Here is a 22,446-nt window from a genome sequence, read left to right on the forward strand (position 1 = left end):
GCCCTGAGATGACCGACTACAAAGCGACGCTAAACCTTCCGGAAACCGCCTTCCCAATGAAAGCCGGCCTGCCCCAGCGCGAGCCGGAAACCCTGAAGTTCTGGAACGACATCGGTCTGTACCAGAAGCTGCGGGCCATTGGCGGCGACCGTCCGAAGTTCGTCCTGCACGATGGCCCTCCGTACGCCAACGGCAGCATTCACATCGGTCACGCGGTCAACAAGATTCTCAAGGACATCATTGTCCGCTCCAAGACCCTGGCGGGCTACGACGCGCCCTATGTGCCGGGCTGGGATTGCCACGGCCTGCCCATCGAGCACAAGGTCGAGACCACCCACGGCAAGAATCTTCCGGCGGACAAGACCCGCGAACTGTGCCGCGAATACGCAGCCGAGCAGATCGAAGGGCAGAAGGCCGACTTCATCCGCCTGGGCGTGCTCGGCGAGTGGGACAACCCCTACAAGACCATGAATTTCGCCAACGAGGCGAACGAAATCCGCGCCCTCGCGGAAATGGTCAAGCAGGACTTCGTGTTCAAGGGCCTGAAGCCGGTCAACTGGTGCTTCGACTGTGGTTCGGCGCTGGCCGAGGCCGAGGTCGAGTACGCCGACAAGAAGTCGCCGACCATCGACGTCGGCTTCCCGGTGGCGGATGCCGACAAGCTGGCCGCGGCCTTCGGCCTGGCGGCCCTGGACAAGCCGGCGCAGATCGTCATCTGGACCACCACGCCCTGGACCATCCCGGCCAACCAGGCGCTGAACGTGCATCCGGAGATCGACTACGCGCTGGTCGATGCCGGCGATCGCTACCTGGTGCTGGCCGAGGCCCTGGTCGAGTCCTGCCTGGCGCGCTACCAGCGCGAGGGCAAGGTGGTCGCCACCGCCAAGGGCGAGGCGCTGGAACTGATCAACTTCCGCCATCCGTTCTACGAGCGCCTGTCGCCGGTCTACCTGGCCGACTACGTGGCCCTCGATGCCGGCACCGGTATCGTCCACTCGTCGCCGGCCTACGGCGAAGACGACTTCTATACCTGCAAGCGCTACGGGATGAGCAACGACGACATCCTCAGCCCGGTGCAGAGCAACGGCGTCTACGTCGACTCGTTGCCGTTCTTCGGCGGCCAGTTCATCTGGAAGGCCAACCCTAACGTGGTGGCCAAGCTGGAAGAGGTCGGCAGCCTGCTGGCCCACGAAACCATCAATCACAGCTACATGCACTGCTGGCGGCACAAGACGCCGCTGATCTATCGCGCCACCGCGCAGTGGTTCGTCGGCATGGACAAGCAGCCCAGGCAGGGTGCTTCCCTGCGCGAGCGAGCGCTGGAAGCCATCACCCAGACCGAATTCGTCCCGGGCTGGGGCCAGGCGCGCCTGCACGGAATGATCGCCGGGCGTCCCGACTGGTGCATCTCGCGCCAGCGCAACTGGGGCGTACCGATCCCGTTCTTCTTGCACAAGGCCAGCGGCGAACTGCATCCACGCACCGTCGAGCTGATGGAAGAGGTCGCGCAGCGAGTCGAGAAGGAAGGCATCGAAGCCTGGTTCAAGCTCGACGCCGCCGAGTTGCTCGGCGAGGAGGCCGCGCAGTACGACAAGATCAACGACACCCTGGACGTCTGGTTCGACTCCGGCACCACCCACTGGCACGTGCTGCGTGGCTCCCACCGGATCGGCCATGCCAGCGGCCCGGTCGCCGATCTCTACCTGGAAGGTTCCGACCAGCACCGCGGCTGGTTCCACTCCTCGCTGCTGACCGGCTGCGCGATCGACAACCATGCGCCGTACCGCCAGTTGCTGACCCACGGTTTCACCGTCGACGAGTCCGGCCGCAAGATGTCCAAGTCACTGGGCAATACCGTGGTGCCGCAGACCGTCATCGATACCCTGGGCGCCGACATCCTGCGCCTGTGGGTAGCCTCGACCGATTACTCGGGCGAGATCGCGGTATCCCAGCAGATTCTCCAGCGCAGCGCCGATGCCTACCGGCGGATCCGCAATACCACGCGCTTCCTGCTGTCCAACCTGAACGGTTTCGATGCGGCCACTGATCTGCTGCCGCCCCAGGAAATGCTGGCCCTGGATCGCTGGGCGGTCGATCGTGCCCTGCTCTTGCAGCGCGAGATCGAAGAGGCGTACCGCGAGTACCGCTTCTGGAACGTCTATTCCAAGGTGCACAACTTCTGCGTACAGGAGCTGGGCGGGTTCTACCTGGACATCATCAAGGACCGCCAGTACACCACCGGCGCCAACAGCGTCGCCCGGCGCTCCTGCCAGACCGCACTGTTCCACATCGCCGAGGCCCTCGTACGCTGGATCGCCCCGATCCTGGCGTTCACCGCCGAGGAAGTCTGGAAGTTCCTGCCCGGCGAGCGCGCCGAGTCGGTAATGCTCGCCACCTGGTACGACGGCCTCAGCGAACTGCCGGCCGACGTGACGCTGAATCGCCAGTACTGGGAGCAGGTCATGGCGGTGAAGGCCGCGGTCAACAAGGAGCTGGAGAACCAGCGCGCGGCCAAGGCCGTGGGCGGCAACCTGCAGGCCGAAGTCACCCTGTATGCGGAAGACGCGCTGCAGGCCCAATTGGCCAAGCTGGGCAACGAGCTACGCTTCGTCCTGATCACCTCGACCGCGACCCTGGCGCCGCTGTCGGCGGCTCCGGCCGACGCGGTGGACAGCGAAGTCGCCGGCCTCAAGCTGAAAGTGGTCAAGTCGACCCACGCCAAGTGCGGTCGTTGCTGGCACCATCGCGAGGACGTCGGTCAGCATGCTGCGCATCCTGACCTGTGTGGTCGCTGCATCGAGAACATCGAAGGCAGCGGCGAGGTTCGCCACTATGCCTGAGGTCGATCGTTTCGGGCGCTTGCCCTGGCTGTGGATCACCGTGCTGGTGTTCGTCCTCGACCAGCTCAGCAAGGCGTTCTTCCAGGCCGAACTGAGCATGTACCAGCAGATCGTGGTGATCCCCGATCTGTTCAGTTGGACCCTGGCCTACAACACCGGTGCCGCCTTCAGCTTCCTGGCCGACAGCTCGGGCTGGCAGCGCTGGCTGTTCGCCCTGATCGCCATCGTCGTCAGCGCGATCCTGGTGGTCTGGCTGAAACGCCTGAAGAAAGGCGAGACCTGGTTGGCCATCGCCCTGGCGCTGGTGCTCGGTGGCGCCCTGGGCAACCTCTACGACCGCATGGTTCTTGGCCACGTGGTGGACTTCATCCTGGTGCACTGGCAGAACCGCTGGTACTTCCCGGCGTTCAACCTGGCCGATAGCGCCATCACCGTCGGCGCCGTCATGTTGGCGCTCGACATGTTCAGATCGAAGAAATCCGGAGAAGCCGCCCATGGCTGAGTCGACCCGCATTGGCCAGGAGAGCCGCGTCACCCTGCATTTCGCCCTCAAGCTGGAGGACGGCAACGTCGTCGACAGCACCTTCGACAAGCAGCCGGCCTCGTTCAAGGTCGGCGACGGCAACCTGCTGCCGGGCTTCGAACAGGCGCTGTTCGGCTTGAAGGCTGGCGACAAGCGCACCCTGAGCATTCTTCCCGAACAGGGCTTCGGCCAGCCGAATCCGCAGAACGTGCAGATCATGCCGCGCGACCAGTTCCAGGACATGGAGCTGGCCGAGGGCCTGCTGGTGATCTTCAACGACGCGGCCAAGACCGAACTGCCGGGCGTGGTCAAGGCGTTCGATGAGCAGCAGGTGACCGTCGACTTCAATCATCCGCTGGCCGGCAAGACCCTGGCCTTCGAAGTCGAGATCATCGACGTCCAGCCGGCCTGAACCGTCGGTCGCTGCGCCCTTCCCAAGCGGGGAGGGCGGTAGCAAGGTTCATTCGTCCAATCACCGCGTCGCCCACGAGACCGCCATGCAAATCAAACTCGCCAATCCCCGCGGCTTCTGCGCCGGCGTGGATCGCGCCATCGAGATCGTCAACCGTGCCCTCGATGTCTTCGGCCCGCCGATCTACGTGCGTCACGAGGTGGTGCACAACAAGTTCGTCGTGGACAACCTGCGCCAGCGCGGCGCCATCTTCGTCGAGGAACTCGATCAGGTGCCGGACAACGTCATCGTCATCTTCAGCGCCCACGGCGTTTCCCAGGCGGTCCGCAAGGAAGCCGAGGGGCGCGGCCTGAAGGTTTTCGACGCGACCTGCCCGCTGGTGACCAAGGTGCACATGGAAGTGGTGCGCTACAGCCGCGACGGCCACGAATGCGTGCTGATCGGGCATGAAGGCCACCCCGAGGTGGAAGGCACCATGGGCCAGTACGATGCCAGCAACGGCGGTGCCATCTACCTGGTGGAGGACGAGGCCGACGTCGCCGCGCTGGAGGTGCGCAAGCCCGAAGCCCTGCACTACGTGACCCAGACCACCCTGTCGATGGACGACACCTCGAAGGTCATCGATGCCCTGCGCGCCAAGTTCCCGCAGATCCAGGGGCCGCGCAAGAACGACATCTGCTATGCCACCCAGAACCGCCAGGATGCCGTGAAGGAACTGGCCGACCAGTGCGACATGGTCCTGGTGGTGGGCAGCCCCAACAGTTCCAACTCCAACCGCCTGCGCGAACTCGCCGAGCGCATGGGCACGCCGGCCTACCTGATCGACGGCGCCGAGGACATGCAACGCGGCTGGTTCGACGGTGTGCGTCGCATCGGAATCACCGCAGGCGCCTCCGCGCCGGAAGTGCTGGTGCGCGGAGTGATCGCCCAGCTACGTGAGTGGGGGGCGTCGGAAGAGCAGGAACTGGAGGGACGGGAGGAGAACATTACCTTCTCGATGCCCAAGGAACTGCGGGTCAAGGCTTTGTAATCGGAATTTTTGCGCACCTGAAAAAGCCCGGCTTATGCCGGGCTTTGCCTTTTTCTTGTCTCGGCGCTTTAGCGCCAGCATTCTGCAACGCTCTTCTTGCTTCCAGTCCGGCCTTTCTCGCCGTTGGCGGTCAAGGTCAGGTTGCCACAATCAAGATCGTTGAATGCCTGGTTAGCGATAAGGCGATAACCTCCGTCGTTGGCTACCGTATCGACGGTAAGGCTGTATTTGCCTGTGGAGGACTTCACTGTGGTGCCCGATGTGTTGCGCATATGCAGCTTGCCGATGTCGGCTTGGGTAGTGATATAAGTATTGTTCTGTGAAAAATAGCGCTCTTGAGTAGCGGCTGCTTCGCTGAGTAATGCCTGTCCTTCGGTGCGATTCCCGCGCTTCACGTATTCGTCGTAGCTGGGGTAGGCGATACCAGCAAGAATAGCGATGATTACTACGACGATCATCAACTCGATGAGAGTGAAGCCTCTGTTCGACTTCATTGTTGCTGCTCCGATCCGAAGGGAACGAGAGGGGCCTGCTTGATAATGTAGAACGACTCGATTTCTGGCAGGTCGCTGGTGAGTTTGCCGGAGAAAGACACTGTCTGTCCCTGACGTACCAAGAATATGACCGGCGAGTCCTGTTGTTGGACACGGTTGGGCAAGCGATATGTCTGCCCATCGACTACTACCAGACCGGCGGCAGGATGAACATCCTCGACCACGCCCACATTCTCGAACGTATTCGTGGCACTCAAGGCAAAGGTTGGGCAAGCCAGAGCTAGAGCTGCAAGAGCTGTGGCGAGAAGACGTAAGGGGTTCATGTTCATTTCTCCTCGACGACCCGCCAGGTTTGTCGTCCGTTACTCTTGTCGCTGGGGTTGAAGATGATGCACTCATCACCAGTGCAAGCCTCGGATTGACGCTGTTCGTTCTGGGTAATGGCCAAGCCACCTAGTCCATCCTGTTGGAAGGCGGATACGACCGAGCCGTTGTAATCCGAGCCAGAGTCCACTATACCCGCACGTTTGAGATCGAAGACGGTGAAACTGGTACGTCCGCCAGTATATGGATTGAGGCCGTAGGTCCAGCTGGTAGAGCCGCTGTCACAAGGGTCGTCGTTCGGTGTCAAGGTCTGCAATAGAAGCACTTGGCCGGCAGCGAACATATCTTCGATCATCATTTCGCCTTTCTTGCTGCTATTGACCTCCAGATTCAGTCGCCAGCCATAGCTAGCCACATCCGAGTTCGCGGTACCGGTTGCTCCGTCTTTGTACCACTTCACCGGGTTTTGGCTAATAAGCCGAATATTCCTGTTCACGCTACCGAATGTGGAGTTCGCCTCTGTTGTCATGGTTTGGGCTGTGAGGGCGTTGCGGTCGATGGTTGGGGTACTGTTTGCGCTTTCGCCCTTGGTCTGGCGATCCCAGATACCATAGAGCGTCATGGCTCGGCTGGTATCGGCCTGAGCGTCATCGTCCTCGAAGTATTTTCCTGTACCTACGATGACGATGTAGCCCTTACGGCTAGGATGGCGTACCAAGGTAGGCGGAGCCGTGATGGGCTGACGAGTATTGTTGTCGGCGCGAGCACGGAAAAGCGGGGCGCCGCTGAACGATACTCTGAAAGCAGAAGGATCTACATCTCCGGGCTTGAAGGGATTGATAGAGGTATTTGTGTCTGGGTCGTCGTTGCGGGTATTGCCGATCAAATCGAAGCGCCAGATATTTCCCTGCAGATCGCCAGCATAGGCGTAGTCAGCAATGCCATCGCTGTTGTTATCAGCCAGGCGAGGCGTCGATAGGCCATTGGCTATTCCGCGCTCGCTTTGGACTTCCAGCTTCTTGATCAGCGTTCCCTTTTTCAAATCAATCAGCAGTAAAGCTGCCTTGTCATTATCGCTTCCATAGCCGTTGCCGGTAACTACTGCCCATTGTCCGCTGTGCAGTCTGGCTACGGTAGGTTTGGAGAAGGTGTAACCAAGGTCCGAGTCGGTACTGCTATCGTATTCCCAAAGCAGCTTGACATCGTCCGGCTTGGTTACATCGAGTGCGAACAGGCCGCGACCTCCAGCACCAAGCGTTCCGATCAGAACAGTGTGCCAAGCTCCATCGAAAAAGGCATCGCTGACGACCGGTGTAGCGTCGACGAAATATTGGTGGGCACCGCCCTGGTAGCTGATGCCGGTAAGCTTGTTAAGCTTTTCGAATACTGCTGTAGGGATGAAAGCGAACTCTTCCACGCCGGTTTTGATGTTGAAACCATGCAACATGCCATCGTTGGATCCAACATAAACTCTAGGGCTGCGCTGGTCTGCCTCTGTCTTGAATGTGCCGTAGTCGCCGCTGGGTTCGATGGGGTTGGCCAGATAAGTGAGGTATTGGGCCGGTCCGACCACGGCTGGAGACGAGTGCACGATGTCCCCTAACACCGCCTGTCGTTGCCGGAATCCATCCATATTCTGCTGGCCACGGATGAAGTCGACCCGCTGTGCTCCTTTGGTGTCGGCCTGATTGTCCTTGTCCGGGTTGCGGTTCAGCCAAGTGGCTAACTGACTTCCCTCAATATTGCTCCATGTGAAAGGCTTAAGGCGGTTGGTTCCGCTATTGCTGGCGATGTAAATATTACGGGTAGCGGGAGCTCGGTTGTCCAGCAGTGCGCCGGCGCTCCATTCCTGGGTTTTGGTCGAACCGGTGGAAGTCGACTCCACCTTGTAACGTATAAGGTCGCCCGCCCAGTTCTTGTCACTGGCAAAGCTGGACTGGTAGCTGTAGCGGATCAGCTTGTCGCCGGTTCCGTCATCCTGCAGCGCGGAAGTCATTGCTGGTTTGGAGGAGGAGGTGTTGCGCTCGGAAATCCGTGTCAGGATCTTATTGAAAGCCTGAACCAGAGAGTCCGGTGATTCCGCGCTAAAGAAGTCTCCACGAGAGTTGATAGCTGCATGCCAGAGGTCGTAGACGTTACCGGGTGCGGCGTCGTTATCGACGCTGGGCCAAGCCTTGCTTCCAGCCATCAACTCCTCGTAGTTGCCAAAGGTGCTGCCTGTCCAAGTTGGTGCAGAGTTCAATGTGAGCGAATAGGAAAGACCTAGGCCAACGGTAAAGTTGACCATGTGTTGCCAAGTGGCTGGGTTGTTGCGAGGGTCCCAGTAATCCTTGGAATCGTCCCCACTCTTGTAGGCCATGAAAGGCTTCAGGTCATTGTCGATGCTGGGACGTAAGTCTGTGGTCCAGTATTTGAAAGCCAGGTCAGCCAATGAGCTGGCATTGCTGTCGGCATAAGGGGGCTGTGGCCTATAGAGGGTGCTATCAGGAAAGGTCTGGTTCTGGTTGTCGAGATTGCCAGGGGTGACGTTCCGACCGTTCCAGATACCGTCGGTCATCATGATGTGATAGCTGGCCCGGCAGGAATATGTCTTTCCGTCTTCGGTGGTATAAGCTGTGCCGTTGGTTTGCAAGAAGCGTCCGGCTCGGTCAAGAGCCGCATGCAGAGGAGTACCGCCGCTGGCCGGGCTGTTCGCCAGCCAATTGAAGAAATTGATTTTGTGCTGCTTGTTGAATTGGAGCAGGGCATTGTTTTGGCAGCTTCTGCTGTTGGCGCCGATGCTACAGGTGTTCAGGGCCCCCCAAGTGAGACGCACGTTTTCCGGCAGGCTGTAAAAGGCCAGGTTGGCAGCGGTCTTTGTGGCCAGGATGCGGTTGCGATAGTAGGAGTACCATATCGCAAAGTTGCTTTCCTGACTGGTAGGAAGAGCATTGTAGGTATAACAGGAGTTGGAGCTGCTCACCGGCTGTGCAGGGCAGCTAGCGCTTACCTTATAAGTATAGTAATAAGCTCTCCCGGTATTGCAGCTGCTATCGATGCAACCAAGCCAGCCGGTTCCCCATTGAGGGCGATAGTTATTGCTCAGGTTGGTGGTGGAGCCTTGGGCGTAGCCATCCTGCCAGGCTGCTGTGAAGCGTGGCACTGGATAGTCGGAAACGATGATCTGATCGCCTGACAGTGTCAATTTCTTGGGCACTTGGTAAGCATAATCGGGGTTGTAGTACAGTGCGTTGTAATCGCTGGAACGTCCCGCTCTGCCGCTATTCCCGCTAATACCGTCGGGCACGTAAGCCCAGGCCATACTGCCTGAGTCATCTAGAGTGAACAGCAGGTTGGGAGCAACGCCCTGGGTTAGGAACAGGGGTTGCTGGCTGACATTCAGGGCCGTGGCGGCATAACTGTCAGAGGCGAACAGGATGCTCAGGGTGCAACCTGCAGCCAGCAGGCTTTTTCCTGCGCGGGTAATCTGGTGGATCATGCGCTGGCTCCAGTCAGTTGGTATACAGGCGTGCATGAACGGCCTGTAGAACAGTCTCTCCGCCCGCCTTGTTGAGGGCGCGGCTGTTGGTTTCGTAGTAGAACGTGCCGACCCCGCGCATCATGTTGCCGTACTCGGGATTTTCCGCTTCGTTGTTCTGTTCGCCAGCGGGCACCGTGATGGTCTGCCAGGTGACTGCGCGGTCTTTGTCGATCTGCGTAGGGTTATTCAGATCGCTGCCTCGGTAGGGCATCCAGACACGTGAATTGGCGTTATCTGTCTTGCCGTTCAGGGCTGCCACCGGATTGTTGTGCACGTCATCTCGGGGTACGGAGAGGGCACTCAGGTTCAGTATGCAAGGCCGTTTGACATTGCTATCGGCGCATCCGCTGCCGACCTCTGGGGGCTTGATGGTATTGAAAAAGCGTCGTTCACCTTCGCGTAGCCCAGCTTCGCCCGCATTGCGCAGGCGCTTCTGTTCGATGAGATTGCCGGTGATACGGCTTTCCAGTGACACCTCGCGCATGTTGGAAACGGCGAGGAGCGTGATCATCAACAAGATAACCAGCGAGATCAACAACGTGGATCCCTGCTGTCGAGAGGTATGGCGCAGGGTCATGGCATGAGATTCCTGATGGTTTGGTTACCACGCGCTATTTGGTAAATCTGGCCTTTGTCTGCGGCCTCGATGGCGCTTTTGCTCTCGGGATAAAGGACGATCCAGCGATCGCGTGCCTGGCTATCATCTCCTGTGCGCAGGCTTGTATTGTCGCTGCCTGCCAGGATTGAGAAGCGCAATGCTCGGATAGGACGACCGGCGACATCCTGTAGTGCGACGAAGCTGGATACTTTGCGTTCGCTACGATCTGCTGGCCCGACCCCCGCTTCCAAGCGGAAGTCTGTGAGACCACTGACCAATTCTCCCGATTTCGACTGGGCGATATCGGGACGACTGCAACTCAGGGTACCGGCGCTCGGTAGGTAGACCAGGCGAACGACGACAGGGGGAGTATTTGTGAAGGGCTTTTCCGGAACTCCGGTAATTTCATTACCGAGGCAATCATGCTCCCCTTTGTAGGCGGGTTGATAGCGCAAGCAGACACCGTACTCACCCGCCTTGAGGGCAGTTGCCGCAGCGATAGTCTCGCCAGCCACAAATGCACGACAGCCATTGAATGTCGCGGATTTGAAAGCATTCTCCATGTTGTCGTCGTGAAGGCGACGATAGGCTGTCTTATCCAGTTGTTGCTGCAGCAGCATAAGAACGAAGCGGCTATTTTCCTGGTTGCCGGCCTGGCCTTGCTGGAAAAGATAGTTGCGTTTGTTGTCGATGTAGATCTGGCTGATCCCCAGGATCAGGAAGCTGCTTATAGCGAGTGCCACGAGCAGTTCTACCATCGATAGGCCTTTCTGCATTTTGCTGAAGAGCATGCTTGTTCTCACAATTCGGAGCGGACGCTGTAGGTGCACAAGGTGGAGTCAGAGGCGTTGAAACACGCTCCATCCATGGCTCGCCAGGCAACCTGGATTTCGATGGCCGAGCCTTTGGTGTTGTCGCAGGTACCCGGGGTTGGGCTGCGACAAATGTAGAATTGGCTATTCAAGAGTGCGGAGGCTCCCGGCAAGTCTTTCGAGGCCTGTTGGGCCCAGCAGCCGAGACGTTCCTTAGCATCTGCTGGCAATGGCGCGCAGCGCGCTGGGGCTGCGGGAAAGTCGCTGCCCTTGGCCTTGTAGTAGACCGAGTCTTCGCGTAGTTGGGCGCGTAGATTGAGTACGGCATCTGGGTCCGCACGCATTATTTCCATCAGGTCGCTAGCAAGCATTGCTGCGGCATTGCGTTGTACCGACTCCTGCGTGTACTGGATCGTGCGCCCTTGCATGGCAACCATGCCCAGTACGCCAATGCTGATCAGCACCAGAGCAACCAGTACTTCGATCATGCTGAAACCCGTTTCTCGAGACATGGGCTTTCCTCAGTTACAGCTGTCCGGTTGCTTTGAAGATGGGTACAGGATCACGCGTCCACTGGGCTGAACGGTAAGCAGACGTCCTGTACTTTTGTCACCGGCGAAGCAGACCTTTATGTCAATGTTTGCAGCCTGGTTGCTAAGTGTGCCGGTAGCGTTGAAGGTCAGCTCCGCAGTCGCACTGCTGGCGGATAGCGAGACCTGCTGGAAACCTTGGTGCTTTTGCACGGTGGTCGCGCCGCTGATGATTTCCAGGCCTTTTGCCCAGTCATTGTTCTGCGTCGCCCTGATGCTCACATTGGCATGACGGTTTACAGCTTCGCTGCGAGCGTACTGAAGCAGGCTGTAGAGTTCCTCGCTGGCAGTCTGGATTCGGTTGCGCTCGATCAAGGCGTTGAAACTGGGTACGGCAATGCTGGCGAATATGGCGACCAGAACCAACACCATCATCAACTCGATCAGGGAAAAGCCGGCGCTGCGACAAATAGAGCGCATGCAGTACTCCACAAGGAAAAGGGCCAGATAATCTTGCCTAGTGGAGAGCGCATTGTCCCTGTAGCAGAGACAGCCGGAGCGGAGAGTGGGATGACTGGCAAACGGTATGTGAAACAGTTCTCTCACCGCCTGGAGCACAGGTAAGAGAGCTTTTTATTTTCGCTCTTTCCCGCCACCCTGAGGCGGCCTTGCCGATTGAGCACCAATTGCCACTCGATGCGATCGTCCTTACATTCGAAGAAACGCCCGTTACCTGTAGGGCTGGTGCCATTAGGCAGGTAGCGCAGTCGCTTGTCGAAGCCCCGCCAATGAATATCGGTGCGACTCGTATTTTCATGCCGGGCCAGTATCTGTTGGCTCCTGTCGTTACGGCTGAACCAGCCGAGATGCCATTCCTCGCTGCAGGTACTGCCGTCACCGCTACCGCAGACCTCGATGATCACGCCGTTCTGTATGCTGCTAGCCCGCGCAGCCATCAGATGACTAGTCAGGCTGTCACGAGTAGCACGGCTAATGTCCCGCTTCATTCTGTCGTGGAGGGTGGGCAGCGCAATTGTCAGGCCTATCGCAAGGATCAATAGGACTATCGATAGTTCGACCAAGTTGAAGCCGCTCGATTTCATGGGATGAATACCTCTGCGGGTATGATGGGCTTTTCACCGGGACAGATTCGACTGAGTTCGTTGAAGCAGGCAATTCGTCAGCATCTGATCCCTTTGAGTGATATTTCTCTGTTCCTGGCAAATCGGTAGGAGCCCTGTGGTGAGTAGAGATGTAGTAGTGGTAGGCGCTGGCGTCATCGGCCTGTTGACCGCCCGGGAGCTGGCGCTCGCCGGACTGCGGGTGACCCTGGTGGAGCGGGGCGAGAGTGGGCGTGAGGCATCCTGGGCGGGAGGCGGGATCGTCTCGCCGCTCTATCCGTGGCGCTACAGCCCGGCGGTGACCGCCCTGGCGCACTGGTCGCAGGACTTCTACCCGGCCCTGGGGCAGCGTTTGCTCGACGAGACCGGGCTCGATCCCGAGGTCCATACCGTTGGCCTGTACTGGCTGGACCTGGACGACCAGACCGAGGCACTGCAGTGGGCACGCAACCACACCCGGCCGTTGAAGGAAGTGCCGATCGAGGAGGCCTACGCGGCGGTGCCCGGGCTGGGCGCAGGCTTCCAGCGGGCGGTCTACATGTCGGGCGTGGCCAATGTGCGCAATCCTCGCCTGGCGCGCTCATTGCGGGCATCCCTGCAACAATTCGCCAATCTCGAGTTGCATGAACAGACGGAGGTGCGCGGCTGGTTGCGCGACGGCGATCGAGTGGTCGGCGTGGCGACCTCGCGTGGCGAGATCCGTGGCGACAAGGTGCTGCTGGCGGCAGGCGCCTGGAGCGGCGAGTTGTTGAAGCCGCTTGGCCTGGAACTGCCCGTGGTACCGGTGAAAGGTCAGATGATCCTCTACAAGTGCGCGGCGGATTTCCTGCCGCGCATGGTGCTGGCCAAGGGGCGCTACGCGATTCCGCGGCGCGACGGCCACATCCTGATCGGCAGCACCTTGGAACATTCGGGCTTCGACAAGACGCCGACCGACGAGGCGCTGGAAAGCCTCAGGGCGTCTGCGGCAGAACTGTTGCCGGAACTGGCGGACATGCAGCCGGTGGCCCACTGGGCAGGGTTGCGCCCGGGCTCTCCCGAAGGCATCCCCTATATCGGTCCGGTGCCTGGCTTCGACGGGCTCTGGCTGAATACCGGGCACTACCGCAACGGGCTGGTCCTGGCACCGGCGTCGTGCCGTCTGCTGGCGGATCTCATGAGCGGGCGGGAACCGATCATCGACCCGGCCCCCTACGCCCCGGCTGGTCGCCTCTGAGGAGCGAAAACCAAAAGGCCTGTCTTCGGACAGGCCTTTTCACTTTCAGTCGATGCCCAGCTTTTTCAGGCGGTAGCGCATCGAGCGGAACGTCAGGCCCAGGCGCTGGGCCGCGGCGGTGCGGTTCCAGCGGGTCTCCTCGAGTGCCTGCATGATCAGCTTGCGCTCGATGTCTTCCAGGTAGTCCTCGAGGTTGTCGATTTCGCTCAGGCTCGCGGCGCCTTCCTGGCTGGCACCCGGCGCATCGGCCAGGCGCAGGTCGTGAGGCTGGATCTGGTCGTCTTCGCACAGGGTATAGGCGCGCTCCAGCATGTTTTCCAGCTCGCGGACGTTGCCCGGGAAGCGGTAGTTCTTCAGCTTCTCCTGTGCGTCGCCGGTCAGCCTGGCGGCCGGCAGGCCGGTGTCGCCGGCCAGGCGCTTGAGGATGCGTTCGGCGAGCAGCGGGATGTCCTCGCGGCGTTCGCGCAGCGGTGGTACGCGCAGCTCGATGACGTTGAGGCGGTAGTAGAGGTCCTGGCGGAAGCGCCCGGCGCCGACTTCGGCGGCGAGGTCCTTGTGGGTGGCGCAGAGGATGCGCACGTCGACGGCGACCTCCTGCTGGCCGCCGACCGCGCGCACGGCCTTTTCCTGGATCGCCCGGAGCAGTTTGACCTGCATGGCCATCGGCAGGTCGGCGACTTCGTCGAGGAACAGGGTGCCACCGCTGGCGGCCTGGAACAGGCCCTGCTTGTCTTCGATAGCGCCAGTGAAGCTGCCTTTCTTGTGGCCGAAGAACTCGCTTTCCATCAGCTCGGAGGGAATCGCGCCGCAGTTCACCGGCACGAACGGCCGCTCGATACGTGGCCCCTGCTCGTGGATCAGGCGCGCCACCAGTTCCTTGCCGCTGCCGGACTCGCCACTGATGTAGACCGGCGCCTGGCTGCGCGCCAGCTTGCCGATCTGGTTGCGCAGGGCGCGCATCGGCGGCGACTCGCCGAGCAGGCGGTTGTCCACCGGCGCTTCCTCGGCTTCCGGGTTGCGCAAGCGTAGGGCGGTTGCCACCAGCTCCCGCAAGCGACCGAGGTCGACCGGTTTGGTGAGGAAGTCGAAGGCACCGGCCTTGAGCGCCTGGATCGCGGTGTCCAGGCTGCCGTACGCGGTGATCATGGCCACCGGGGTCTGTGGATGGCGCTGCTGGATGTACTGGACCAGATCGAGGCCGCTGCCGTCCGGCAGGCGCATGTCGGTGAGGCACAGGTCGAACGGCTCGCGGGCCAGCAACTCGCGGGCTTCCTTGACGTTGCGGGCGCTGCGGGTGTCCAGCTTCATGCGGCCGAGAGTGATTTCCAGCAGTTCGCGGATATCCGGTTCATCGTCGACGATCAGGGCTTTTTGTCGGCTCATGCGTGCGGCTTCCGTCAGCTGAGTTTGCGCGGGTGGGCGAAGGTGATGCGGAAGCAGCCGCCGCCTTCCTCGCGATTGCGGTAGTCGATCCGTGCCTGGTTGCTCTCGCAGAGTTCGCGGGAGAGATAGAGGCCCAGGCCGGTGCCTTTGCTTTCTGTAGTAAAGAAGGGTTCGAACAGGTTGTTCAGTTTGTCCGCCGGTACGCCGGGACCGTCGTCGATGACTTCCAGCACCGGCAGGTCGCTCTCCGGGTCGCGCGCGAGGCTCAGCCAGACCTGGCCGCGCCCGTGCGCCTGGGCGCTGTAGCGAAGACCGTTCTGCACCAGGTTGCTCAGCACCTGGTTCAACTGGTGTGGGTCCATGCGGGTCTGGATGTCGCCGGCACCGAGCTGCAGGTGCAGTTGGCTGTCGTTGCGCAGCCTGCCGGGGTATTCGTCGACGAACCGCTGAAGCCACTCCTTCAGGTCGAGCTGCTGCGGTTCGGCCTGGCGGCGACGGGAGAGCTGCAGGACGTTCTCGATGACCAGGTTCATCCGCTTCGACTGGTCCTGGATGATCTGCGTCAGGCGTCGGTCCGGGGCATCCAGTTCCTCTGACTCCTGCAGCAGTTGGGCGGCGTGGCTGATCGCGCCCAGCGGGTTGCGGATCTCATGGGCGATGCCGGCGGTCAGGCGGCCAAGACCGGCCAGCTTCATCTGCTGCGCCTGCTGGGCGATCTGCGAAATGTCTTCGAGGAAGATCAGCACGTGCTGGTCGTCTTCGCGGTTGAGGCTGATAAAGCTGGGTTGCACCGTCGGGCCATCCGGCACCACCTTGAGCGTCGGCGGACGGAGGCTGGGATTCAGGCGCCATTGCTTCATGCAGTGCATCAGCATCGGGCTGTGGCGGCCGAGGCTGGCGCCCTGCACGTCGTCCTGCCTGAGCAGGCCGAGGGCGGCCTGGTTGGCGAGGAGGATGGCCTGACGGCTATCGACCACGAGGATGCCGGTGCGCATGCGCTGCAGGATCAATGCGTTGAGTTCCTCCAGGTTGGCGACCGTCTCGGCGCGTTCTTCGGCCAGCGTTTCGGTCTGCTCCTGGCGCCGCACCAGAGCCTGGATCACCAGCGCGGCGGCGAAGCACAGGGTGCCGAGGCCGCCGGCCTGGACGTAGTGGTTGGTGGCGTCCGGACTGCTCAGGCTGAGGAAGAAGGTCAGGTAGAGCAGGCCGAGGCTGGCCGCCGCCGCGATGACCAGGCCGATGCGCCCGCGCAGCAGGATGTTGGCAATGGCCACCGCCACCACCAGCAGGCTGCCGATGCCGCTGGGTACGCCGCCACCTGCGTAGAACAGGCCGCAAAGCATCAGCACGTCGGTGAGCGCGAGGATGAAGATCGGCAGCAATTGCCGCGACGGCGGCAGGAACAGCGCGACCAGGATGTTGAAGACCAGGTAGCACCAACTGCCGACATGGAACAGTTCAGGGTGGACGAGCTTGAGGACCTGATCTTCCAGTTCGCTGGAGATCAGCAGGACCAGTACCAGGCCGATGGTCAGGCGGTACAGGTGGTACAGACGGAGGATGCGTTGCCCCTGCTCCTCGCTCAGCCGTAGCCGTTCAGCGCGCACGGTCGCCCTGGTCCTGGCGCAGGTGCGCCTGGCTGCAATACCAGCGTTGTTCGTGGGCGAGGGCGTTGGCCTGCGGCACGTGGACGCCGCAATGGGCGCAGCGGACCATCGGCGATGCGCTCGGCTCGTCCTGCGGACGTTGCTGCTGGCGCGGAGTGGGACGGGTAAAGCGACGCCAGAGCCAGAACGCGATGGCGATCAGGGCGATCCAGAACAGGAGGCGGAAAAGGCCCATGGTGATCTCGGAGGCTGGAGAAAGCTGCAGTTTAGCCAAGCCGCCGGCTCGATCCCAGACGGGAAGGTCCAGGCTGTGCGGCGTTTGGCGCTGGGAGAGGCATGGCGGCGGGCAAAAAGAAGGGAGGCCTGCGCCTCCCTTCGGTGTTTCGTGCGATCAGTCGAAGAGACCGAAGGTCATGTAGCTCCACCAGGAGCGACCGGAGTCCTCGTCGTCATCGCTCTCCGGCTTCTCGTCGTCGGCGCTGTGATCCTGGTTTTCCGGCTTCAGTTCGGCGGGGATCTCCCGCTCGGCATCCTCGTACTGCTTGATCACGTCCTTGGCGGCCTGGGTTTCCATGTGCGGCGGCGGCTCGCCGCCTTCGATCAGGCCCAGGGTGGCCTTGGCCAGCCAGGAGCGGGTGTCGGCCTCGCTTTCGCGGGCGACGAACTCGCCATCCTTGAGGCTGGCGTTATCCGGATAGTTCAGCTTGAGGGTTTCCAGGCTGGTGCTGGCCAGGTCGTCGAGACCCAGGCGACGGTAGGCTTCGACCATGATCGCCAGGCCATCGCCGACGGCCGGGGTTTCCTGGAAGTTCTCCACCACGTAGCGACCGCGGTTGGCGGCGGCGACATAGGCCTGGCGCTTCAGGTAGTAGTGGCCGACGTGCACTTCGTAGGCCGCCAGCAGGTTGCGCAGGTACACCATGCGCGCCTTGGCGTCCGGGGCGTAGCGGCTGTTGGGGAAGCGGCTGGTGAGCTGGGCGAACTCGTTGAAGGAGTCGCGGGCGGCGCCCGGGTCGCGCTTGGTCATGTCCAGCGGCAGGAAGCGCGCCAGCAGGCCGCGGTCCTGGTCGAAGGAGGACAGGCCTTTGAGGTAGTAGGCGTAGTCGACGTTGGGGTGCTGCGGATGCAGGCGGATGAAGCGTTCGGCGGCGGCGCGGGCGGCTTCGGGCTCCATGTTCTTGTAGTTGGCGTAGATCAGCTCGAGCTGGGCCTGCTCGGCGTAGCGGCCGAAGGGATAGCGCGATTCGAGGGCTTTCAGCTTGGTGACGGCGCTGTTGTAGCTCTTGTTGTTGAGGTCGTCCTGCGCCTGCTGGTACAGCTGGCTCTCGCTCAGGTTCTCGTCGACAGTCTCCTTGTTCGAGGAGCAGGCTGCGGTGAGGGCGAGGATGGCGATCAGCAGCAGGTGTTTCACTTGCATGGCGGCTTGCGTCCCTGGGACGGTCGGCTTGGCCTCAACCGTCTGTTATGATTGGCGCCCCAGGCACCCCCTGGGACAAAGACCCCGTATTTAACCACAGCGCGTAGCCGATTCCAAAAGCCGCGCTGAGCATCGTCTCCTACTCATGTCCGATATGATTCAACGCGCGGCCGAGGTGCCGTTCGAGCTGGGTGGCCAGCGTCTCGACCAGATCGCCGCCCAGCTTTTTCCCGAACACTCCCGCTCCCGTCTGGCCGGCTGGATCAAGGACGGTCGCCTGACCGTCGACGGCGCCGTGCTGCGCCCGCGCGACATCGTCCACAGCGGCGCGCAACTGGTCCTGGAGGCCGAGCAGGAAGCCCAGGGCGAGTGGCTCGCACAGGACATCGAGCTGGAAATCGTCTACGAGGACGAGCACATCCTGGTGATTGACAAGCCCGCCGGCCTGGTGGTCCATCCGGCTGCCGGCCATCAGGACGGCACCCTGCTGAATGCCTTGCTCTACCATGTCCCGGACATCGCCAATGTGCCGCGCGCCGGGATCGTCCACCGCCTGGACAAGGACACGACCGGCCTGATGGTAGTGGCCAAGACGCTGGAGGCCCACACCAAGCTGGTGGCGCAACTGCAGGCACGGTCGGTCAGCCGCATCTACGAGGCGATCGTGATCGGCGTGATCACCTCCGGCGGCACCATCGATGCGCCGATCGGACGGCATGGCGTGCAGCGGCAGAAGATGGCGGTGGTCGACGCCGGCAAGGTGGCGGTCAGCCATTACCGCGTGCTGGAACGCTTCCGTGCGCACACCCATACCCGGGTCAAGCTGGAGACCGGGCGTACCCACCAGATCCGCGTGCACATGAGCCATATTGGCTATCCCCTGGTCGGCGATCCGGTCTACGGTGGGCGCTTCAGGATTCCCCCGGTGGCCAGCCAGACCCTGGTCCAGACTCTTCGCGAATTCCCCCGGCAGGCGCTGCACGCGCGCTTCCTCGAACTGGATCACCCGGCCACCGGCGTGCGCATGAAGTGGGAGTCGCCGCTGCCGGAAGACTTCCTCTGGCTGCTCAGCCTGTTGCGCCAGGATCGCGAGGCGTTCGTCGGTTGAACGCCTGGCTGACCCCCGACTGGCCGGCGCCGGCCCGTGTGCGGGCCTGCGTGACCACGCGCAGTGGCGGGGTCAGCCAGGCACCCTTCGACAGTCTGAACCTTGGCGCCCACGTCGACGACGATCCGCGCGCCGTGGAAGAAAACCGCCGACGCCTGACCGAGCGTCTGGAATGCCGGCCGAGCTGGTTGGAACAGGTGCACGGAGTGACGGTGGTGGAGGCCGACCCGAACCGGGTGCTCAGGGCCGACGCCAGCTGGAGCGCGATGCCGGGCGTCGCCTGTACGATCATGACCGCCGACTGCCTGCCGGCGTTGTTCTGCGACCGCTCGGGCACCCGCGTGGCCGCGGCCCATGCCGGCTGGCGCGGGCTGGCGGCGGGCGTGCTGGAGGCGACGGTGGACAGCCTGGGCGTGCCCGGCGACGAACTGCTGGTCTGGCTGGGGCCGGCGATCGGCCCGCAGGCCTTCGAGGTCGGCGGCGAGGTCCGCGATGCATTCGTCGCTGCGCACGCCGAGGCGCGCTCGGCTTTCGTACCTAGCGCCAATCCGGGCCGCTTCATGGCCGACATCTACCGACTCGCGCGGATCCGCCTGGGCGCCCATGGCGTCACCGCCGTGCATGGCGGCGGCTTCTGCACCTTCAGCGATACCGCGCGCTTCTATTCCTACCGCCGCTCGTCGCGTACCGGCCGTTTTGCCAGCCTGGTCTGGCTCCAGGACTAGGCCCGCGCAGGTTATCCGGCGGCAACTGACCGATGTCACGGTCCGGTCGCTTGAACCGCGGAAAATCGCCCTTATCTACTGAGTCATCTCGGCGGGCTTTTCTTCATCAGGGACACCCATCGTTCCGGCCCGCTCTATAGAAGGAAGGACGACCCATGCGAATAGACCGTTTGACCAGCAAGCTGCAACTGGCGCTCTCCGACGCCCAGTCCCTGGCCGTTGGCCATGACCATCCGGCCATCGAGCCGGTGCACCTGCTTTCCGCCCTGCTCGAGCAGCAAGGCGGTTCGATCAAGCCCCTGCTGATGCAGGTCGGCTTCGATATCGCCGCCCTGCGCAGCGGCCTCAACAAAGAACTCGACGCGCTGCCGAAGATCCAGAGCCCGACCGGCGACGTGAACCTGTCCCAGGATCTCGCACGCCTGCTCAACCAGGCTGACCGCCTGGCCCAGCAGAAGGGCGACCAGTTCATCTCCAGCGAGCTGGTATTGCTGGCCGCGATGGACGAGAACACCAGGCTCGGCAAGCTGCTGCTCGGCCAGGGCGTGTCGCGCAAGGCGCTGGAGAATGCCGTGGCCAACCTGCGTGGCGGCGAAGCGGTGAACGACCCGAACGTCGAGGAGTCGCGCCAGGCGCTGGACAAGTACACCGTCGACATGACCAAGCGCGCCGAGGAAGGCAAGCTCGACCCGGTGATCGGTCGCGACGACGAGATCCGCCGGACCATCCAGGTCCTGCAGCGGCGGACCAAGAACAACCCGGTGCTGATCGGCGAACCCGGCGTCGGCAAGACCGCCATCGTCGAGGGCCTGGCCCAGCGCATCATCAACGGCGAAGTGCCGGACGGCCTCAAGGACAAGCGCCTGCTGGCCCTGGACATGGGGGCGCTGATCGCCGGTGCCAAGTTCCGCGGCGAGTTCGAGGAACGCCTGAAGGCGGTCCTCAACGAACTGGGCAAGCAGGAAGGCCGGGTCATCCTGTTCATCGACGAACTGCACACCATGGTCGGCGCCGGCAAGGCGGAAGGTGCCATGGACGCCGGCAACATGCTCAAGCCGGCTCTGGCGCGCGGCGAGCTGCACTGCGTCGGTGCTACTACCCTCGACGAGTATCGCCAGTACATCGAGAAGGATGCCGCGCTGGAGCGCCGCTTCCAGAAGGTGCTGGTGGACGAACCGAGCGAGGAAGACACCATCGCCATCCTCCGTGGCCTCAAGGAACGCTATGAAGTGCACCACGGGGTGAGCATCACCGACGGCGCGATCATCGCCGCGGCCAAGCTGTCGCACCGCTACATCACCGATCGGCAACTGCCGGACAAGGCCATCGACCTGATCGACGAGGCCGCCAGCCGCATCCGCATGGAGATCGACTCCAAGCCGGAGGAACTGGATCGTCTCGACCGTCGCCTGATCCAGCTGAAGATCGAGCGCGAGGCGCTGAAGAAGGAAGACGACGAAGCCACCAGGAAGCGCCTGGCCAAGCTGGAGGAGGATATCGTCAAGCTCGAGCGCGAATACGCCGACCTCGAGGAGATCTGGAAGTCCGAGAAGGCCGAGGTGCAGGGCTCGGCGCAGATCCAGCAGAAGATCGAGCAGGCCAAGCAGGAGATGGAGGCGGCGCGGCGCAAGGGCGACCTCGAGAGCATGGCGCGCATCCAGTACCAGACCATCCCGGACCTGGAACGCAGCCTGCAGATGGTCGACCAGCACGGCAAGACCGAGAACCAGTTGCTGCGCAACAAGGTGACCGACGAGGAAATCGCCGAAGTGGTTTCCAAGTGGACCGGTATCCCGGTGTCGAAGATGCTCGAGGGCGAGCGCGAGAAGCTGCTGCGCATGGAGCAGGAGCTGCATCGGCGAGTGATCGGCCAGGACGAGGCGGTAGTCGCCGTGTCCAACGCCGTGCGCCGTTCGCGCGCCGGCCTCGCCGATCCGAACCGGCCGAGCGGCTCGTTCCTCTTCCTCGGCCCGACCGGGGTGGGCAAGACCGAGTTGTGCAAGGCGCTGGCCGAGTTCCTCTTCGATACCGAGGAGGCGCTGGTGCGGATAGATATGTCCGAGTTCATGGAGAAACACTCGGTGGCCCGCCTGATCGGCGCGCCTCCGGGCTACGTCGGCTTCGAGGAAGGCGGCTACCTGACCGAGGCGATCCGCCGCAAGCCCTACTCGGTGGTGCTGCTGGACGAGGTGGAGAAGGCCCATCCGGATGTATTCAACATTCTCCTCCAGGTGCTCGAGGACGGACGCCTGACCGACAGTCACGGGCGTACGGTGGACTTCCGCAACACCGTGGTGGTGATGACCTCCAACCTCGGTTCGGCGCAGATCCAGGAGCTGGCCGGCGACCGCGAGGCGCAACGTGCCGCAGTGATGGACGCGGTCAATGCGCACTTCCGTCCGGAATTCATCAACCGGATCGACGAAGTGGTGGTGTTCGAGCCGCTGGCTCGCGAGCAGATCGCCGGCATCGCCGAGATCCAGCTCGGTCGCCTGCGCAAGCGCCTGGCCGAGCGCGAGCTGAGCCTGGAACTGAGCCAGGAGGCGCTGGACAAGCTGATTGCCGTCGGCTTCGACCCGGTCTATGGCGCACGCCCGCTGAAGCGGGCCATCCAGCGCTGGATCGAGAACCCGCTGGCGCAACTGATCCTGGCCGGCAAATTCGCGCCGGGTGCCAGTATCTCGGCGAAGGTGGAAGGCGACGAGATCGTCTTCGCCTGACCTCTTCGGGGGCGGACAGGGAAAGCCCCGCTTCGGCGGGGCTTTTTCATGGGCGTCCGGTAGGCG

General features: G+C 62.1%; 20 protein-coding genes. 8 read left to right on the top strand and 12 right to left on the bottom strand.

Annotated elements, in window-relative coordinates; all coding sequences use genetic code 11:
* Nucleotides 1-8: 8 nt before the first annotated feature.
* From ileS to ispH, 4 genes are all read left to right on the top strand, one after another.
* On the top strand, nt 9-2,840 hold the full coding sequence (gene ileS, locus HMPREF2581_RS30190; protein WP_003141556.1) for an isoleucine--tRNA ligase: 2,832 nt from the start codon (nt 9-11) through the stop codon (nt 2,838-2,840).
* Nucleotides 2,833-3,342, top strand: coding sequence for a signal peptidase II (lspA, locus tag HMPREF2581_RS30195; protein WP_003094728.1), 510 nt, complete (start codon nt 2,833-2,835; stop codon nt 3,340-3,342). The genes ileS and lspA overlap by 8 nt, the downstream gene beginning before the upstream one ends.
* The gene (gene fkpB / locus HMPREF2581_RS30200; protein ID WP_003102613.1) at nt 3,335-3,775 is read left to right on the top strand and encodes an FKBP-type peptidyl-prolyl cis-trans isomerase; all 441 of its coding nucleotides are present in this window, start codon (nt 3,335-3,337) and stop codon (nt 3,773-3,775) included. Before lspA ends, fkpB begins: the two co-directional genes overlap by 8 nt.
* An 85-nt stretch (nt 3,776-3,860) precedes the next feature.
* Nucleotides 3,861-4,805, top strand: coding sequence for a 4-hydroxy-3-methylbut-2-enyl diphosphate reductase (gene ispH, locus HMPREF2581_RS30205; protein WP_003094724.1), 945 nt, complete (start codon nt 3,861-3,863; stop codon nt 4,803-4,805).
* A 68-nt stretch (nt 4,806-4,873) separates the two neighbouring features.
* Here ispH and HMPREF2581_RS30210 read toward each other — a convergent pair whose 3' ends face one another.
* The 8 genes from HMPREF2581_RS30210 to HMPREF2581_RS30245 all read right to left on the bottom strand — a co-directional run bounded on the left by HMPREF2581_RS30210 (nt 4,874) and on the right by HMPREF2581_RS30245 (nt 12,186).
* Nucleotides 4,874-5,299, bottom strand: coding sequence for a type IV pilin protein (locus tag HMPREF2581_RS30210; RefSeq protein ID WP_003116267.1), 426 nt, complete (start codon nt 5,297-5,299; stop codon nt 4,874-4,876).
* Nucleotides 5,296-5,622, bottom strand: coding sequence for a PilY2 family type 4a fimbrial biogenesis protein (locus tag HMPREF2581_RS30215; protein WP_016254060.1), 327 nt, complete (start codon nt 5,620-5,622; stop codon nt 5,296-5,298). The genes HMPREF2581_RS30210 and HMPREF2581_RS30215 overlap by 4 nt, the downstream gene beginning before the upstream one ends.
* A 2-nt stretch (nt 5,623-5,624) precedes the next feature.
* The gene (locus HMPREF2581_RS30220; protein WP_003141555.1) at nt 5,625-9,101 is read right to left on the bottom strand and encodes a type IV pilus biogenesis factor PilY1; all 3,477 of its coding nucleotides are present in this window, start codon (nt 9,099-9,101) and stop codon (nt 5,625-5,627) included.
* Nucleotides 9,102-9,114: 13 nt separating this feature from the next.
* On the bottom strand, nt 9,115-9,720 hold the full coding sequence (locus tag HMPREF2581_RS30225; RefSeq protein ID WP_003116263.1) for a pilus assembly PilX family protein: 606 nt from the start codon (nt 9,718-9,720) through the stop codon (nt 9,115-9,117).
* Nucleotides 9,717-10,532: a PilW family protein gene (locus HMPREF2581_RS30230; protein WP_016254061.1), complete on the bottom strand. Its 816-nt coding sequence runs from the start codon at nt 10,530-10,532 to the stop codon at nt 9,717-9,719. Before HMPREF2581_RS30230 ends, HMPREF2581_RS30225 begins: the two co-directional genes overlap by 4 nt.
* A gap of 8 nt (nt 10,533-10,540) precedes the next feature.
* Entirely contained in the window at nt 10,541-11,065 is a 525-nt protein-coding gene (gene pilV, locus HMPREF2581_RS30235; RefSeq protein WP_003116261.1) for a type IV pilus modification protein PilV, read from the bottom strand.
* A gap of 9 nt (nt 11,066-11,074) precedes the next feature.
* The gene (locus HMPREF2581_RS30240; protein ID WP_003141552.1) at nt 11,075-11,563 is read right to left on the bottom strand and encodes a GspH/FimT family pseudopilin; all 489 of its coding nucleotides are present in this window, start codon (nt 11,561-11,563) and stop codon (nt 11,075-11,077) included.
* A 122-nt stretch (nt 11,564-11,685) separates the two neighbouring features.
* Nucleotides 11,686-12,186: a GspH/FimT family pseudopilin gene (locus HMPREF2581_RS30245; RefSeq protein WP_016254062.1), complete on the bottom strand. Its 501-nt coding sequence runs from the start codon at nt 12,184-12,186 to the stop codon at nt 11,686-11,688.
* A gap of 139 nt (nt 12,187-12,325) precedes the next feature.
* Here HMPREF2581_RS30245 and thiO point away from each other — a divergent pair, with 139 nt between their 5' ends.
* On the top strand, nt 12,326-13,420 hold the full coding sequence (gene thiO, locus HMPREF2581_RS30250) for a glycine oxidase ThiO (protein WP_003141551.1): 1,095 nt from the start codon (nt 12,326-12,328) through the stop codon (nt 13,418-13,420).
* Nucleotides 13,421-13,465: 45 nt separating this feature from the next.
* Here thiO and pilR read toward each other — a convergent pair whose 3' ends face one another.
* From pilR to HMPREF2581_RS30270, 4 genes are all read right to left on the bottom strand, one after another.
* Nucleotides 13,466-14,803, bottom strand: coding sequence for a two-component system response regulator PilR (pilR, locus tag HMPREF2581_RS30255; RefSeq protein ID WP_003094694.1), 1,338 nt, complete (start codon nt 14,801-14,803; stop codon nt 13,466-13,468).
* A gap of 14 nt (nt 14,804-14,817) precedes the next feature.
* A complete protein-coding gene (gene pilS / locus HMPREF2581_RS30260) occupies nt 14,818-16,410 on the bottom strand; it encodes a two-component system sensor histidine kinase PilS (RefSeq protein WP_003094692.1) in 1,593 nt (530 codons plus the stop codon).
* Nucleotides 16,400-16,645: a PP0621 family protein gene (locus tag HMPREF2581_RS30265; protein WP_003102591.1), complete on the bottom strand. Its 246-nt coding sequence runs from the start codon at nt 16,643-16,645 to the stop codon at nt 16,400-16,402. The genes pilS and HMPREF2581_RS30265 overlap by 11 nt, the downstream gene beginning before the upstream one ends.
* 156 nt (nt 16,646-16,801) lie before the next feature.
* A complete protein-coding gene (locus tag HMPREF2581_RS30270; protein ID WP_003102590.1) occupies nt 16,802-17,827 on the bottom strand; it encodes an outer membrane protein assembly factor BamD in 1,026 nt (341 codons plus the stop codon).
* Nucleotides 17,828-17,972: 145 nt separating this feature from the next.
* Here HMPREF2581_RS30270 and rluD point away from each other — a divergent pair, with 145 nt between their 5' ends.
* The 3 genes from rluD to clpB all read left to right on the top strand — a co-directional run bounded on the left by rluD (nt 17,973) and on the right by clpB (nt 22,380).
* Nucleotides 17,973-18,935 carry a 23S rRNA pseudouridine(1911/1915/1917) synthase RluD gene (gene rluD / locus HMPREF2581_RS30275; protein ID WP_003094686.1) on the top strand — a complete coding sequence of 321 codons (963 nt, stop codon included), beginning with the start codon at nt 17,973-17,975 and terminating at the stop codon, nt 18,933-18,935.
* Nucleotides 18,932-19,660 (top strand): peptidoglycan editing factor PgeF, encoded by a 729-nt coding sequence (pgeF, locus tag HMPREF2581_RS30280; protein ID WP_003094684.1) that lies wholly within the window; start codon nt 18,932-18,934, stop codon nt 19,658-19,660. Before rluD ends, pgeF begins: the two co-directional genes overlap by 4 nt.
* Nucleotides 19,661-19,815: 155 nt before the next feature.
* Nucleotides 19,816-22,380 carry an ATP-dependent chaperone ClpB gene (gene clpB, locus HMPREF2581_RS30285; RefSeq protein ID WP_003094682.1) on the top strand — a complete coding sequence of 855 codons (2,565 nt, stop codon included), beginning with the start codon at nt 19,816-19,818 and terminating at the stop codon, nt 22,378-22,380.
* The last annotated feature ends 66 nt before the right edge of the window (nt 22,381-22,446 follow it).

The sequence above is a fragment of the Pseudomonas sp. HMSC057H01 genome (genome assembly GCF_001836405.1).
GTDB lineage: Bacteria > Pseudomonadota > Gammaproteobacteria > Pseudomonadales > Pseudomonadaceae > Pseudomonas > Pseudomonas aeruginosa.

What these genes read in the sequence shown, in the direction of transcription:
- HMPREF2581_RS30215 (WP_016254060.1), bottom strand. Translation starts at nt 5,622, where the DNA reads ATGAACCCCTTACGTCTTCTCGCCACAGCTCTTGCAGCTCTAGCTCTG.
- fkpB (WP_003102613.1), top strand. Translation starts at nt 3,335, where the DNA reads ATGGCTGAGTCGACCCGCATTGGCCAGGAGAGCCGCGTCACCCTGCAT.
- HMPREF2581_RS30225 (WP_003116263.1), bottom strand. Translation starts at nt 9,720, where the DNA reads ATGACCCTGCGCCATACCTCTCGACAGCAGGGATCCACGTTGTTGATC.
- lspA (WP_003094728.1), top strand. Translation starts at nt 2,833, where the DNA reads ATGCCTGAGGTCGATCGTTTCGGGCGCTTGCCCTGGCTGTGGATCACC.
- pilV (WP_003116261.1), bottom strand. Translation starts at nt 11,065, where the DNA reads ATGTCTCGAGAAACGGGTTTCAGCATGATCGAAGTACTGGTTGCTCTG.
- HMPREF2581_RS30265 (WP_003102591.1), bottom strand. Translation starts at nt 16,645, where the DNA reads ATGGGCCTTTTCCGCCTCCTGTTCTGGATCGCCCTGATCGCCATCGCG.
- HMPREF2581_RS30230 (WP_016254061.1), bottom strand. Translation starts at nt 10,532, where the DNA reads ATGCTCTTCAGCAAAATGCAGAAAGGCCTATCGATGGTAGAACTGCTC.
- ileS (WP_003141556.1), top strand. Translation starts at nt 9, where the DNA reads ATGACCGACTACAAAGCGACGCTAAACCTTCCGGAAACCGCCTTCCCA.
- pilR (WP_003094694.1), bottom strand. Translation starts at nt 14,803, where the DNA reads ATGAGCCGACAAAAAGCCCTGATCGTCGACGATGAACCGGATATCCGC.
- HMPREF2581_RS30245 (WP_016254062.1), bottom strand. Translation starts at nt 12,186, where the DNA reads ATGAAATCGAGCGGCTTCAACTTGGTCGAACTATCGATAGTCCTATTG.
- HMPREF2581_RS30240 (WP_003141552.1), bottom strand. Translation starts at nt 11,563, where the DNA reads ATGCGCTCTATTTGTCGCAGCGCCGGCTTTTCCCTGATCGAGTTGATG.
- clpB (WP_003094682.1), top strand. Translation starts at nt 19,816, where the DNA reads ATGCGAATAGACCGTTTGACCAGCAAGCTGCAACTGGCGCTCTCCGAC.
- rluD (WP_003094686.1), top strand. Translation starts at nt 17,973, where the DNA reads ATGTCCGATATGATTCAACGCGCGGCCGAGGTGCCGTTCGAGCTGGGT.
- HMPREF2581_RS30210 (WP_003116267.1), bottom strand. Translation starts at nt 5,299, where the DNA reads ATGAAGTCGAACAGAGGCTTCACTCTCATCGAGTTGATGATCGTCGTA.
- ispH (WP_003094724.1), top strand. Translation starts at nt 3,861, where the DNA reads ATGCAAATCAAACTCGCCAATCCCCGCGGCTTCTGCGCCGGCGTGGAT.
- HMPREF2581_RS30220 (WP_003141555.1), bottom strand. Translation starts at nt 9,101, where the DNA reads ATGATCCACCAGATTACCCGCGCAGGAAAAAGCCTGCTGGCTGCAGGT.
- HMPREF2581_RS30270 (WP_003102590.1), bottom strand. Translation starts at nt 17,827, where the DNA reads ATGCAAGTGAAACACCTGCTGCTGATCGCCATCCTCGCCCTCACCGCA.